This is a genomic window from Flavobacterium aestuarii, from assembly GCF_040049115.1.
Classification (GTDB): domain Bacteria; phylum Bacteroidota; class Bacteroidia; order Flavobacteriales; family Flavobacteriaceae; genus Flavobacterium; species Flavobacterium aestuarii.
Map to the genome: position 1 here is coordinate 88,318 of NZ_JBDLZZ010000001.1, position 15,562 is coordinate 103,879.

Sequence of the window (15,562 nt, forward strand, 5' to 3'; positions counted from 1 at the left end):
TTAAATTATTAAAATAGATTCAGTATAATTATTTCAATTCGAATTTAATTGTGGGACTATCCAAATTTTCGATGTTCACTGTTATTTTGTAAGCTCCTTTGGTATTATCCGTAATAACCCATTTCTGATCTGGGTTACCCCCTTTTATCAGCTTGCAGGTTGTTTTGGACAAATCGCTTTCTCCATCTGCAACTGGCATAAAAAAGTCAGTGCCCCAATTTCCGGTACTCACTGGAATTTTAAACTGCCCAGGCGTTAATTGCCCCTCCCAGGTAAATTCGAAAGCATTATCTGGACTCACTGTCATAGGAGATGGTTTATTGATATCCCATCCTGCTGATGTAGCATCACCTACCAGATATAGGTTTTTATATACTGGGAGGTTATATATTTCTATGTCTTTAACATCCTCCTGACAGGAAGAAAATACTATCCCAATTAATAATACTATAATTTGATATTTAAATTTTTTCATCTTATTTTTTTTACTGTTAATGTAACCACACATCATAATTGATTAATAACCAGGGTTTTGTTTTAATTGCGGAGATGCATTTAATACTTCAGTACCTATAGGGTATAATCTGGTATGATCTGATCCATCTGCTTCTTTGTCCCACCAGACACCAGATGTAAATTTGTTGAATCTAATAAGGTCTGTTCTTCTTCTTCCTTCACCAAGAAATTCTCTTCCCCATTCATCCAATAGTTCTTTCTCAGTTAATTCGCCACTGTAAAGGCTTGCAGATCCAGATGGATAATAACGTTTTCTCACTGTATTGATAAGCTGTTCTGCTCCGCTTACATCTCCAGCTCTAAATTTGCATTCGGCTACACTATAATAAATTTCAGCTAAACGGATTTCTGCATAATCCGATTCCATTTTATGATCATCTGTTGATTTATAGAAAGGATATTTCAAATAATACACACCAGAGTTTTGGTCTGCATGAGACATATTTGACTCTTTATCTGCAGGATATTGCCCCGGACCAAGTGTACCAAACCAGCCCACAGCATCACGGATATAAAGATCTTTTCCTTTGTCTGACTGGACTCTTTTGCCGTTTCCATATTCCAGATATCCATATAAAAACATACCTGTTCTTTTGTTGTCACCAAGGTTTTTATATACTCCCAAGCGCACATCATCTGCATATTTCTGAAATTTCACAAATGGCTGTCCCAATCCAGAAGGAAAATTGTATAAATTATCATCTACATCACGGCCTGGCTGCATAGCAAATCTTGGGTTTGCAGTTCCTCTATCATCAAATTCTAAATATTCCGGAGCATTATAAGGCATTGTCCACCAGTACATACCCCCTTCATAATGCCAGTGTGTTCTGCCAAATGAACTAGGAAAAGCAAATATTGTCTCACTGCTCAAATCGTTATTCCAATCGAACGGGGCGTCCCATCTTCCTTCTATTGCATACGATGCATATTTTCCGTTAATAATATCACTACCAACAGCTGCGCATTTGTCATAATATGGAGTTCCTGTATATACTTCTCCATTTAGATAAAGACGGCATAATAAAGCCGCGGCACCCGCTTTTGTCCATCTGTTTACAGTGATAGACGGATCACCTTTTGAACTTAAACTTGGTATGGCTTCGGTAAGCTCTTTTTCTATAAAAGCAAAAACTTCTGCAGGTGCTGCCTGTGGAGGATTTATCGGTGCTCCTTTAAATTTAGTTACAATTGGCACATTGCCATATAAATCTAAAGCCTTGATATAATACCAAGCTCTCATAACCCTGAGTTCAGCAATAAAAAGATTCAATTCGCTTGCGGTAAGTCCAAAACGTGCCGGATCAAGCGTCTCGAAATCCTCTATTGAATTATTTGCCAGACCAATACCAACGAATAAAGCTTCCCATCCTTCGTTCAAATACCCTTCAGCAGGAGTCCAAGTGTGCTTATGCATTCGTAAATACGTGCCTCCATCCTGCCAATGCCCTTCTCTGTTAGGTGTCATTAATTGATCTGCAGATAATTCCTGCATTCTATATATAGGACTTTGAATACTCCAATAGCCATGTTCGTAAGTTCTTAGAAATGAACGTATAATATCATCTTTAGTCTGATAGAAGTTTTGCGAAACAATTTTATCATAAGGCACCTCTTCTAAATTTGTACAACTGAAGAATGAAGAGCCAAACAATACTAAAGTGAGAACAGGCAACTTTAATTTTTTTATAACTTTCATAACGATATATTTTTGAATTTAAAAGTTTAAGTTAATACCCACTAAATAGGTTGCTGCAGCTGGATAATAGGATTTAGAACCTGTAATTCCCGGAGTCAATCCGTTTACTGGGTACATCTCTGGATCTCCTGAAAAACTGGTAAACGTAGCCAGATTGCTTCCTGTAGCATAAAGCCTTAGTGAATCAAAGTAAGAAGACATTTTTAGTGTATAGCCAATAGTCACAGCATCTAATTTAATGTAGTCCCCTTTTTCCAGAAAATAATCCGTCAAGACCTTATCTCCTTTTATAAGCTGGTTTTTTCCGTATGCAGATGACAATACATTTTCATTTTCTGGAGAAGAATCAAGACCATAATAAAAATCATGAATATTGAAAATATCGTAATCAAAAGCTCCTCTAAGGAAAACTGCCAAATCCCAGTTTTTGTAAGTTACTTTTTGATTTAAGCTGGCAAAGTATTTTGGCAAACCATTGCCCACAAAACGCTTGTCGTCTTCAGTAGCTTCATTTTGATGAATAATTTCGTTATTCTTGCTCAATATTAGCATATTGCCAAACTGGTCTACACCGGCAAACTTCCACATATAGAATTCTCCAATCCGTCTGCCTTCTTCGAGCCTCTGAGCAGGTCCTGGAGTTCCTGGAGATGGCAGATACACAAGATCTGTATGAGACTGCCCTTCAAAAATTTCGTTAGAGAATGATAAGAATTTATTGTTATTGCTCGAGCCTACAAATGTTACATTGTAGTTAAGATTATTGCTGCGGATAACATCATAGCTTAAGTCCAGCTCGAAACCTTCATTTCGCATAGACCCAACATTCACAAACGTAGTTGAAAATACATTTGGCGGTACTGGTGATCTATAATCTCCAAGTATGTCTTCCTGTTTTCTGTTGTAGTAATTCAAGCTTCCTGTAATTCGGTTATCATAAAAACCAAAATCAAAGCCAACATTGATGTTTTTGCCCACTTCCCATTTTAAATTGGCATTCGGATTATTCCCTGGTCCCCATACCGTATAGTATTTGCCATCATATAAATATTGTCCAAAACCGCCATATATAGACAGCGACTTATAATTATCAAAAGCCTGATTACCAGTTTCTCCATAATCGGCTCTTAATTTCAAGTCATTGATCCAGGAAACATCTTTAAGAAACGATTCCTTATTTAAATGCCATCCAACAGATACTCCTGGAAAATTACCCCACTTATTATTTTCTCCAAATTTTGAAGATCCTTCGTGACGCAAACTCGCTGACAGCAGATATTTGTCATCAAAAGAATAATTTAACCTTCCAAAAAAAGCAATTAATCTTGAGTCTTGCTTATGTGATCCAAAACCGGTTCTTCCTTCTTCTTCTGATTGAAATGTTCCGTCACCAAGATTATTATAAGTTAATGCATCAGATGTAAAATCTTTATTCTCGGCTGACATTCCTGATCTGACATTATATTGGTACGTATACCCTCCTAATGCTTTAACAGAATGCTTCCCAAATCTATTATTATAATTTACGAGCCAGTCCGCATTTTGCTGTGTATTTGTTGTGTAGCCACGATTAGCCTCTCCTTTGTATCCGCTTCGTATTGCTAAATTTGATACCGAAGGACGGAAGTAATAACTGAAATCATCAGTGTTATTTTGAGCCAATGTAACCTGAGTATTCAGATGATCCGATAGATTAAGCTTGAACGTACTATTCATCTCCAGATATTTTTCTTCGGTTCCGCTTTGATCTAAATTCAATAACTCTACAGGATTAAAGTTCCCATCACTTCCTGGCGGAATATCAGTATAACCGCTAGGAGTATTGCCATAAACAGGATAGGTTGGATTTAATAGTAAAGCTTTGGTTATAGCATTCGTATCCGAATTGTCTCGTTTTATAAAACGCGGAGCGAAGTTTACAGTAACAGAATATTTGTCATTTTTCCCTATATGAGTCAGGGCAATCCTTCCCCCATATTCTTTTCTTGCAGATCTTAAATCCATACCTTCAGCATCTCTGTAATCTAATGAAGCTCTATAAGTCATAAAATCGGTACCTCCGCTCAATGATAAAGAATGGCTTTTTGCAATACCAGAGCCTTTTAATACTTCCTTTTGCCAATTCGTTCTTCCTCCATAATCAATACCTCTTCCTGCGGCAACAAACTCTTCAGCCGATAGGGATTTTAATTGATTTGTTGGTACGCTGAAAGATGTATACGCATTATAACTGGCTTGAGCCATGCCCTTTTTGCCTGTTTTTGTGGTAATTATTATTACCCCATTGCTTCCTTGTGTACCATACATGGCTGATGCTGAACCATCTTTTAAGACATCAAATGATTTTATATCATTTTTATTGATGTTATAAAGATTACCTCCAATAACTCCGTCTACTACAATTAATGGTCCCGAGCCTGCTGCTCTCGAAGTGACACCTCTCAGCTGGATAGAAGGCCCGGCATTGGGATCTGTACCACCAGTATTAGTGATGGATAGACCAGCAACTTTACCGGCCAGAGACTGTATTGGGTTTGTGGGGCCATTCTCTATAAGTTCATCTCCCGAGACATGGCTTACAGCACTTGTCACCTCTTTTTTATCCAAGGTTCCATATCCTATTACTACAACTTCATTTAATGTGGCAATTTCATCTTCTAGGGCAATTGTCAATGATGTGCTGCTTGATAATTTAACTTCCTTGCTTTTGAACCCAATAAAATTGAAGCTCAAAATTTCTCCTGCATTAGCTTGAATGCTGAATTTACCATCAAAATCTGTAACTGCACTATTCTTTGTCCCTTTGATGACTACATTTGCACCAGGAACAGGAACTAGTTTTGAGTCAGTTACAATACCTGTGTATGTTTTAATCTGCTGCGCTGTCATATTTGCATTAGACAGCAATAGAATTAAAAAAAAGCATACTGTTTCAAAAACTCCGACTTTGGCTGAAGTGATTTTCATAAATATTTTTTTTGGTTAAAGTGTATTAATAAATGATTATTGTACTCTGCTTTTTAATTAAATACATTCAATAATGGCATAAAGAATTGTGAGTATATTATTTTTATTTTTTACAGTTCATGAAATATCTGCGAATCGAGATTAAAAAATAAGTTTTTACAATTTTATTTGTATTAGTCAAAATATAAGTAATATTGCAACTGCTCTAATGATTGTTATTTTTGAATCCTGTTGAAATATTTTGGCTATTTTTTACTAATACAATAATATATCTGCCTAAAAAATATCATTTTAATTTTTTGACCAAAATAGGATATAGCTAACAAAAACGTAATCCCATTTTGTTCCACAATTATGTTGAAATGGTTCAAATCCCTAATAAATACTTTGGGAATCAGCAATACAAATCAAAATGCATACATGTGACACAATTAGAAGAGTTATTTTTATAAAAAAATTAATAAACAGCAGGATGCGAAGTTTTTTCAAAATAGGTACATTGATTTGTCTTTTGTTTTTGTCAGGCAGAATTTTTTGCCAGGAGTATTATTTTAAGCATTATAAGGTAGAAAACGGCATGTCCAACAATTCGGTTCTGGCATCAATTCAGGACAAAGACGGGTTTTTATGGTTTGGAACCAAAGATGGATTAAATCGTTTTGACGGATATCATTTTAAAACATTCCGCAGTGGTGCAAACCCCAAAACATCTCTAGGCATAAACTACATTCAATCTTTGCATGAATTCAAAAATTATATCTGGGTAGGAACCGACAAAGGATTGTACTCGTATGATAAAAAATTAGACAAATTCACATTCTTGAATGAGGCAATAAATAACCGGATTAATGATATCGATAATGACCTGAAAAACAACTTATGGTTTATTTCTATAGGAACGATTGTAAAATATAATGTTGAAACAAAAGAAACAACCATGTTTGATGGCAGTAACTTTTTTTATGCCACATCAATCACCTGTGACAGTAAAGGAGGGATCTGGGCATCAGCACCTGATGCGTTATACCGTTATTCCGAAGCGACTCAAAGATTCGACAAAATCGAGGTGCAATTGCCTAACACGGTCTTTTCAATATCAGTCATCTATGCACTAGATGCCAATACAATCCTGATTGGCACCCGAGATCATGGTGTTTATAAATATGACATCGCCAATAATAGAACAGAACCTTTTATAAATGGTGCAGAACGCCCCATTTTTGTCCGTCAATTTAAAAAGAAAAAGGACGAATTATGGATTGCCAGCGAATCGGGTGTTTTTATATATAACCTGAAGAAAAAAACCGTTAGAAACTTGCGTAAAAGCCCAAGTGACCCTTATGCTATTTCCGATAACGCTGCATACTGTATTACTATTGACAAAGAAAATGGCGTATGGATTGGGACTTATTTTGGCGGAGTCAATTACCATCAAAAGCAATATGACCAGTTTAAAAAGTACTTTCCCCGCAAGAGCGAAAATGCGATTGTAGGAAGTGCTGTCCGCGAAATTCACAAAGACAATAAAGGGAACCTCTGGATTGGTACCGAAGATGCAGGAATCAATAAATTTAATCTGCAGACAAAGAAATTTGTAAATTATCAAGCGGGGCTTTCATTTTACAATGTTCATGCAGTTCTGCCCAGAGATAATAAGGTCTGGATAGGTACATTTGAGCATGGACTCGATGTAATGGATGCCAGCACCGGAAAAGTTTTAAAACATTATGACCAGAATAACAGTAATTTAAAAAGTAATTTTATTATTACCTTTTACGAAACGCCCGAAAAGGAATTATATGTTGTAACATCATTAGGGATCTATCTGTATGACAGCAAAAACGATAATTTTAAAATTTCGGACAATTTTTCGCAGACCACCCATTATACCTGCATGTCAAAAGACAAAGATGGAAATTTCTGGGCTGGATCATACCGTGACGGGCTGTTTTATTACAATTCAAAAACCAAGGAAAAAGCTGTTTACCGTCATGATTTTAAAAACGGCAAAAGCATCAGTAATGATTTTATAACTTCAATTTTTCAAGACAAACAGAATAACCTGTGGATAGCCACCGAAAATGGCTTGAATTTGTTTGATTTCAAAAAAAAAGAATTCAAAAAATACACTACAAAAGATGGATTCCCCAGTAATGTAATTTATTCTATTCTACAGGATGAAAACCAGAATTTATGCATTACAACTTCCAAAGGGCTTGTCAAATTTAATTATAAGACAAAGTCAGTAAAAATTTTCACTACTGCAAATGGACTGCTCAGCGACCAATTTAATTACAATTCGGCTTTCAAGGATTCCAATGGTGATATGTATTTTGGGAATCTGAATGGGATGATCAGTTTTAATCCAAAAAATTTCAGCACCAATAAATACAATCCGCCCATATTCATTACGGGCCTGCAGATCAACAATCAAGATGTGGCTGTAAATGAAAAAGACTCCCCGCTGGATGAATCTATTTCGTATATCAAAAAAATCACTCTCAAAAATTATCAATCTAATTTTAATATTGATTTTGCTTCACTGAGCTACACGGCTCCCGAACTCACTGAATACTGGTACAAATTAGATGGAATCAATGATGATTGGGTTTATTTGAATAAAAACAACAAAGTGTTTTTTACGGAACTTCCTTCGGGAGATTATAAATTCAGAGTAAAATCATTAAGTGTCAATGGAATATGGAGCAAAGAAGCTGTTATTGACATTACAATCCTGCCTTCATTCTGGGCAAGCAGCTATGCTTTTTTCTGCTATTTTTTGATAATAGCAGGATGTCTTTATTGGCTGCTGCAAAGGTATCATAAAATTAATATTAAAGAAAATAATCAAAAAATTGCAAATCTTAATAATCAGAAAGAGAAAGAAATTTATAATGCCAAAATAGAGTTTTTTACCAATATTGCCCATGAAATCCGGACTCCTTTAACTTTAATTAAAAGCCCTCTGGAAAGCCTGCTCAAAAGAACATATGACTCTCCCGAAATTCCACAGAATTTATCGATAATGGAGAAAAATACTTCACGTTTATTAAATTTAGTTAATGAATTGCTCGATTTCAGAAAAACGGAAATGAAAGGATTACGTTTAACTTTTGTCGAGACAAACATATCAGCACTGGTTAAGCATTTGCAATCTCAATTTACTCCTTTAATTGAAGAAAAAAATATCAATCTGAAATTAGAATTGGGTGAAAAAAACATTTATGCCTTTGTTGATGAAGAAGCTATCAGGAAAATTTTAAGCAATTTGATCAGCAATGCTATAAAATATGCCAAAAGCGAAGTGATGATAAGCTTATTCAGAGATGAAACCTCTCTGGAATTTATAGTCAAAAATGATGGAAATTTGATTCCAAAAGGCCTTAAGAGCAAAATATTTGAGCCATTCTTCAGAATATTGGGTTCCGAAACTCAAACTGGCACGGGAATCGGCTTATCACTCGCTCATTCATTAACCGAATTGCATAACGGAACCTTGAAATTGCAATTTCTGGATGACACAATGAACACCTTTGTCCTGCAATTACCTCTGCGCCAGGAAAGCGAGTTCAACCTGTACAAAGATTACTCCGCAACTGACCTGAAAGACAGCAGCGAAGAATTCGAGAATGATAGTAACGCGAAAGACACAAAAACCCAGCTGCTTGTAGTCGAAGATAATCTGGAACTATTGAATTTTATGAGCAAAGAGCTCGGAAAAGAATACAAAGTTTTTAAAGCTGCCAATGGCGAAGAAGCTCTAAAAGTAATTCATAACGAAAGCATTCATATCGTTATCAGCGATATTACAATGCCAATTATGGACGGTATAGAATTATGCGACCGTATTAAATCCAATATCGAATCGAGCCATATTCCAGTAATTTTACTCACAGCCTTAAGTGCTGTTCAGTCCAGGATTCAAGGGCTTGAATCGGGAGCTGATGCTTATATTTCCAAGCCATTTTCGATGGATTTTATATTGGCGCAAATCGATAATTTATTATCCAATAGACGCCATGTTATGGATTATTATGCAAGTTCTCCACTGTCACACTTAAAAACTATTGCACACAATAAGACTGACGAGGATTTTATCAAAAAATTAGATATCATCATAGATCAAAATATGGCAGACACAAACTTAAGCGTAGAATCGCTTGCTGATATTCTGCACATGAGCCGTTCTACATTATATCGCAAAATAAAGGACATTTCTAATATCAGTCCTAATGAACTCATTAACAATGCCCGCTTGAAAAAAGCGGCAGAATTACTGCTTTCGGGCAAATACAAGGTATATGAAATATCAGAAATTGTAGGTTATAAATCGCAATCAAGTTTCAGCAGAAACTTCCAAAAAAACTTTAATATGTCACCTTCGGAGTTTATTAATAATGGAAGTTAGCAAACAATATTCATCTTAAAAAAAAATTAAAAGCACTTAACATCCATAAAATCAATATGCATTAAAAAATTAAGATCAAATGTTATTTTGTTGTGCAGGAAGCTAAAAATAAATTAAAAAACAATTCGTAATTTTACTTCTTCACACATATATCAATTATGAACAATTCCACATTTACAAAAAGCCCTTTCAAAACCTTGATTTCGTTTCATAAACTGATTGAAAACTTAGAGGAAATTGCTGCTGCAAATGTGGATTATCGTTCTAATTATGCTAACGCTTTACTGAAGGAAATAGAACCCTATCCGGAATTTAGAGCCGGTATTACTGATTTGGGCTTTATAAAAAAACATGAAGAATTAATCCATAATTTACTGGCAGACCTCTTCCCTACTGCATTGACTAACAATGAGATAAAAGCAGTAACCATTCCGTTTCAAAATGTGACTTTTAATTATTCCGAAAGATTCAAAAAAATTCTTCAGGATGCCGGCATGACATTCGATATGGAGATACGTGATTTTGAAGAAGACCAATTTTACATTCTCAATTGCATTTTGATTTTAAATGCATCGTATGGTCAGAATTTTGATTTCAATAAGCCTTTATTTTATGATATTCCAAATGCAAGCGGTATCATGTACCATTATCGTATTATGTATAATGCTGATTTTCTTGAAATCATTCCAACACAAAATGCTCCATTAATTACTCAGGAAGACATCACGCTTTTAATGAACAATTATGGCAATATCGAGCTCTGGAAAGAAAAATTCCCTCAGGGAAGCTGGATTTTAAAGGGATTCGGAATAGTAAGCCTTTTTGATGTTACCAGAGAAAGTGCCGTATCAAATTTAAAAAGCAATCTTTTAAGAGCAAAATCCGCACAGCCAAAATCAAGTTCCAGTTTTGAAGAAATTTTCAAATCCATATTTAGAATCCCTGATTTAAGAGTTGGATTTATTTTATATAATGAGGAGGAAGAAAAATTTACAATTCCGCCATATAGTGATAAGGCGAATACAAGTTTTTTATTGAATGGTGTTGATGAAATGAATTGTAAAAAAGGTATTTATGGTCATTGTTTTTCGACATTTTTAGAGGATAAAAAAAACATTATCATATCTGATGTTAAACAATTTACAGAAATTCCAGAAAATAAAAATCTAGGAAATCACCTGCTGCAGCAAGGCATACAAAGCTGTATTTTTGCGCCTGTAATGAAGAACAGTACCATTTTAGGAATCATCGAATTAGTATCATCAAAACCAGCCGGATTAAACAGCGTCAATGCTATTAATCTGGATTTATTTTTGCCTTATCTGGTCGATAACTTAGAAAGTTACAAAATCGATAAACAAAACGAAATTGAAGCGATTATTCAAAGAGAATATACAGCTATACACTCCAGCGTTTACTGGAAATTTAAAAGAGAAGCCCTGAAATATTTCCAGTCTCCCGCCAAAGACTACATTTTTAAGGAAATTATTTTCAAGGAAGTATATCCTTTGTATGGACAGATAGATATAAAAGGATCATCGGAACATCGCAATAAAACGGTAAAAGAGGATTTAAAAAACCAATTAAACACGCTTATAAATCTATTTAAAAGCCAAAAAACCAATGAAAGCTTTGTTTTGCTGGAACAAAGAATTTTTGAATTGCAATCATATACAAATGAACTAGATACATCATTAAAAGCTGATACTGAACAGCAGATTCAGAATTATATTGAATCCGAAATCCATCCTATCCTGAAAAATACCAGTATGGATATGGAACATGAAAAGGCTAAACAGAATTACTTTGAAAGCCTGGACGAAAAAACCGGAATGTTTTATCACTCGAGAAAAAAATTTGATAATACGATGTCTATTATCAACAAAAAACTGGCTGTCATTCTCGATCAGAAACAAGTTGAAGCCCAGCAGATTTATCCACATTATTACGAACGTTTTAAAACGGATGGTGTAGAGCATAACCTTTACATTGGAGAATCGATTTCACCATCAAAACCATTTGACAATCTGTATCTCAATAACTTAAGGCTGTGGCAGCTCCAGACCTTATGCGAAATGGAACTGAAACACCATCAGCTGAAAGCTGCTTTACCTTATGAATTGGATGTTACTTCACTGATTTTAGTATTCAGCTCGCCGATTTCTATCCGTTTCAGAATGGATGAAAAGCGATTTGATGTCGATGGAACTTACAATGCCCGCTATGAAGTGGTCAAAAAACGTATCGATAAAGCAACAATAAAAGGAACAAAAGAACGGATCACTCAAAAAGAAAAAATCACGATTGTATACTCCCATAATTCGGAACAAACCGAATACTTGAAATACATCAAATACCTGCAGTTCAAAAAAATTCTAGAACCTGGTATTGAACAATTTGAAGTCGAAGAACTGCAGGGTGTATCAGGACTTCGGGCTATTCGTGTAAAAGTCATCAATACCAGTTTAACCGATTTTGCACATACCAGCACCTATGAGGATTTAGTCGACGAACAGTATTAAAACTTATAAGAATTACCATTAATTATATAAATAAGGATTGGCTTTAAAACTTTAAATTTATTGTTTTTAAAACCAAATACTTTATATGACGTTGCCTAAAAAAATAATTTTTGGAATCGCAGCCTTGCTCCTGATATTGTTAATGATCAATGCTGGCTTGAATTTTTGGCTGAATCACCAGCTTCCTAAAATTATTAAAGAAAACAACGACACTCCATACAATATCTCGTATGACAAGTTAACAGTAGACTTGCTTCCAGCCAATATTCACATTACTGATATTACCGTTTTTCCTAAAATAAAGCCCAAAAAAAGTACGGACAAAATTGGGGTTTATGCCAAAACCAAATCTATTACTATAACCAGTTTTAGCCTTTGGCAGTTACTCTTTGAAGATATTATTAAAGCTAAAAGTATTACTGTTGATGCTCCTGATGTGACTTTATATAGAAAAGAAAAAAACACTCAGAATATCCGGAAAGAGGTTGTTGAACCATTTGACAAAATAATTATAGTCTCTAATATTTATCTCAATAAAGGCAAATTAGCTGTTATTTCCATTCAGGATAGCGAAACAATTCTCAGCACTCAGAACATCAGCACAACAATCGAAAATATTGTAATTACTGACAGTGTGCTTGAGGGTTCTATACCTTTTTTATTTGATAAATACATTGTGGATTGCGACAGTTTATATTACAAGCCTAATGATTTTTATACCATCAAAGCACACGAAATAAGAGCTGCCAATCATACACTCCATATCAAAAATTTCGAATATTTACCTGAATATACTCGTGCCGGATTTGTGAAAAAGATACCGAAAGAAAAAGATTTTTTTACTATTAAAGCTTCCTCAATAAATTTAAAATCACTGGATTGGGGCTTCAAAAAAAATATTATTTTCTTCAATGCACATTCTTTATCGCTAGATGGCGTTAATGCTAATATTTACAGGAATAAAATACCAAAAGATGATTTAAGCAAAAAACCATTGTACAACGAATTACTTCGAAAAATACAATTCCCGCTGCAATTGGATACACTTTTAATAAAAAACTCCAAATTAGTATATGAAGAAGAAATTGATTTTGAAAAAGGTCCAGCCAAATTAACATTTGACCGCTTTAATTTAAAAGCCACAAACATTAAGAGTGGTTTTGGCATAAAAAAAACTCCCGATGTTGATATAAATATCAATTGCCGTTTTATGAAAGATTCTCCATTAAAAGTGCATTGGACATTCAATGTCCTTGATGTAAAAGATAGTTTTACAATAAAAGGCACTATACAGAATTTTGATGTACAGTCATTAAATAAATTTACAAAACCGTATATCAATGCTTCTGTGGACGGTAATTTTAAATCGTATGCTTTTAATTTTTCTGGAAATAATAAAAGAGCTTACGGTACAGCTTTTTTAAAATACAATGATTTAGATGTTACACTCTATGAAAAAGACAATCCTGACAAAAAGGCTAAACTAAAAACTGCTGTTGCCAACTTGCTTCTTAAAAATGATTCTGAAGGAATATCAAAGGAAGCAAAAATCGAAATTGAGCGAATTCAGGAAAAATCTTTTTATAATCTGCTTTGGAGAAGCATCGCCGAATCCTTAAAGAAGATTCTTCTTTAGAATTGAATTTTAAACAAAAAAAAACCTTTGCTTTCAAATGAAACGCAAAGGCTTTTCTGATAATATTATAATTACTTTTTGTCTTTGTTTTTTGTACTGTCATCAATAATAGCACCAGTTCCTGCACCTACTCCGGCTCCAACCAATCCGCCTATTACTGCCCCTTCTCCTTTTTTCTTGCTGACAATAGCACCAGTAGCGGCACCAACACCTGCTCCAATGACTGCGCCTTTAGCAGCTCCGCTCCATCCTTTCTTTTTAGCGGGAACTGCAGCTGTATTTGCTGGCTGGTTTATAACTGTCACTTTCTCATTGTCATGGCGTTTATTTTCTTCTTGAATTTTTGCAATCTCTATCTCCATTGAATCAATAGCTTTTTGCTTTTTGATCTCCATTTTCATTGAGTCAATACTGGCTTGTTTTGCTCTGTTTATATCTTCATTCTGCTGTTTCTGGCATGCGCCAAAAACTAATACTAAAAATATTATTGATAAGGATTTCATAACTATAAAGTTTAAGTTCATTACAAAGTAAAAACTAAAACCTTCAATGAGAATTACATAATTTTAATGCTTTTTATCAAAATTAACAGAACCCATAATCAATTAAAATTAAGCACTTAATGTTTTGAAAGCAAATATAAAAGCAATTACAGATAACACTATTCCGATCATAAAAATGTTGTAGGCTATTCGCAGTAATCTATATTTTTTTTCTAAAACAATTCCCAAAAAGTATAAATCTTTAATCAGCGAATTATAAAGATATTCACGGTCTTTCATCACTTCGTTCATTGCCCATTGATAATCTTTCAGAGGCATTTTGTAAAAATTACCAAAAAAAAGCAGATTCGTATTCCTGTCATCGATATCTTTTTTTGTGAAGACACCTTTCGTCACTTTTGGCCGTGTCGAAAGTATTGCAAAAATAATCGTAATTACACTTGACATTAACATGATGAAAGTAGGAATGACCAAATGCGCATTTTTTGGACTGTCCAATTTCGGAATCAATGTAGAGAGAGCTATCGAAATAATTATAGCATTTACCGAGAGCAAAATATTAGCTTTGCTATCAGCAATACCGCTCAAACGGGTATGATTTCCTAAAGTAACACGAAATAAAGTATCAATACCACGATCTGGCTTTTCCTCTTTGTACTTCTTTTTTTCTTCGTTTTCGATTTCTTTATTTTTTTTCAATTCTTGCTTTTTGAGTTGTTTTTGTACTATTGCAATATTTTTTTCTTTCAGAGGCTGCCATTTTTTCAAAGCATAATCCGTGTAAAACTGATGCTTATTTACTAAAAAATCCAGGTTTTCTTTGGCCCATTGGAGATTATCAAACGAAAGATTCATTGTGTTTTCTAACTCACATCGCAATAATTCGCAGGTCGAGGCATACTCCAGGCTTGTTATATGGACAAAATCTGCATCTTTTATTATTTTTTCCAATTGATTCTGAGGTACATAATATTTGGACGTAGCCATGATAAGTTTTGAAACTTTTTCTATAAACTCTTCCGATTGGCCTTTATCTTTCAAAAATGAAGCCGCAATTTTTACACTTTCATTTTCATGATCTTCAATTCCGTTAATATATCCTGTATCATGAAACCACGCTGCTGCCAAAAGCATTTCTTTTTCAATGCCTTGCACATCCTCTTTGCTGCAAAGCTTTTTTACAGCACCAACTACATTGGAAGTATGAAAGATATTATGATAAGAATATAACTTAGAAAGTTTATCTTTGAGTAAATTGCTCACGAAATCTTCAGATTGTTCTACTAGAGTCATAAAGAATATTTTAATCTT

At 34.4% G+C, this 15,562-nt stretch carries 8 protein-coding genes; 3 read left to right on the forward strand and 5 right to left on the reverse strand.

The genetic code is table 11. From position 1 onward, the window contains the following. Positions 1-28: 28 nt before the first annotated feature. Genes ABEG11_RS00325 through ABEG11_RS00335 form a run of 3 tightly spaced genes read right to left on the reverse strand, consistent with a single transcriptional unit; the run spans position 29 to position 5,182 of the window. Positions 29-475 carry a SusF/SusE family carbohydrate-binding protein gene (locus tag ABEG11_RS00325; protein WP_348822203.1) on the reverse strand — a complete coding sequence of 149 codons (447 nt, stop codon included), beginning with the start codon at positions 473-475 and terminating at the stop codon, positions 29-31. Positions 476-517: 42 nt separating this feature from the next. Next, a complete protein-coding gene (locus ABEG11_RS00330; protein ID WP_348822204.1) occupies positions 518-2,215 on the reverse strand; it encodes a RagB/SusD family nutrient uptake outer membrane protein in 1,698 nt (565 codons plus the stop codon). An 18-nt stretch (positions 2,216-2,233) separates the two neighbouring features. Beyond that, positions 2,234-5,182 (reverse strand): SusC/RagA family TonB-linked outer membrane protein, encoded by a 2,949-nt coding sequence (locus ABEG11_RS00335; protein ID WP_348822205.1) that lies wholly within the window; start codon positions 5,180-5,182, stop codon positions 2,234-2,236. 577 nt (positions 5,183-5,759) lie between these two features. On the opposite strand from ABEG11_RS00335, the gene ABEG11_RS00340 reads away from it, so the two are divergent. From ABEG11_RS00340 to ABEG11_RS00350, 3 genes are all read left to right on the forward strand, one after another. Further along, positions 5,760-9,590, forward strand: coding sequence for a hybrid sensor histidine kinase/response regulator transcription factor (locus ABEG11_RS00340; RefSeq protein WP_348822206.1), 3,831 nt, complete (start codon positions 5,760-5,762; stop codon positions 9,588-9,590). 158 nt (positions 9,591-9,748) lie between these two features. Further along, positions 9,749-12,112, forward strand: a complete 2,364-nt coding sequence (locus ABEG11_RS00345) for a GAF domain-containing protein (protein WP_348822207.1) — start codon at positions 9,749-9,751, stop codon at positions 12,110-12,112. Positions 12,113-12,197: 85 nt separating this feature from the next. Further along, entirely contained in the window at positions 12,198-13,748 is a 1,551-nt protein-coding gene (locus ABEG11_RS00350; RefSeq protein WP_348822208.1) for a hypothetical protein, read from the forward strand. Between the two features lie 71 nt (positions 13,749-13,819). On the opposite strand, the gene ABEG11_RS00355 is transcribed toward ABEG11_RS00350, so the two are convergent. After that, a complete protein-coding gene (locus ABEG11_RS00355) occupies positions 13,820-14,251 on the reverse strand; it encodes a YMGG-like glycine zipper-containing protein (RefSeq protein WP_348822209.1) in 432 nt (143 codons plus the stop codon). A 108-nt stretch (positions 14,252-14,359) separates the two neighbouring features. Continuing rightward, positions 14,360-15,544 (reverse strand): Pycsar system effector family protein, encoded by a 1,185-nt coding sequence (locus ABEG11_RS00360; protein ID WP_348822210.1) that lies wholly within the window; start codon positions 15,542-15,544, stop codon positions 14,360-14,362. Positions 15,545-15,562: the final 18 nt, after the last annotated feature.

Excerpts from the sequence above, each read along its gene's own strand:
- ABEG11_RS00325 (WP_348822203.1), bottom strand. The coding sequence starts at position 475 with ATGAAAAAATTTAAATATCAAATTATAGTATTATTAATTGGGATAGTA.
- ABEG11_RS00330 (WP_348822204.1), bottom strand. The coding sequence starts at position 2,215 with ATGAAAGTTATAAAAAAATTAAAGTTGCCTGTTCTCACTTTAGTATTG.
- ABEG11_RS00335 (WP_348822205.1), bottom strand. The coding sequence starts at position 5,182 with ATGAAAATCACTTCAGCCAAAGTCGGAGTTTTTGAAACAGTATGCTTT.
- ABEG11_RS00340 (WP_348822206.1), top strand. The coding sequence starts at position 5,760 with ATGTCCAACAATTCGGTTCTGGCATCAATTCAGGACAAAGACGGGTTT.
- ABEG11_RS00345 (WP_348822207.1), top strand. The coding sequence starts at position 9,749 with ATGAACAATTCCACATTTACAAAAAGCCCTTTCAAAACCTTGATTTCG.
- ABEG11_RS00350 (WP_348822208.1), top strand. The coding sequence starts at position 12,198 with ATGACGTTGCCTAAAAAAATAATTTTTGGAATCGCAGCCTTGCTCCTG.
- ABEG11_RS00355 (WP_348822209.1), bottom strand. The coding sequence starts at position 14,251 with ATGAAATCCTTATCAATAATATTTTTAGTATTAGTTTTTGGCGCATGC.
- ABEG11_RS00360 (WP_348822210.1), bottom strand. The coding sequence starts at position 15,544 with ATGACTCTAGTAGAACAATCTGAAGATTTCGTGAGCAATTTACTCAAA.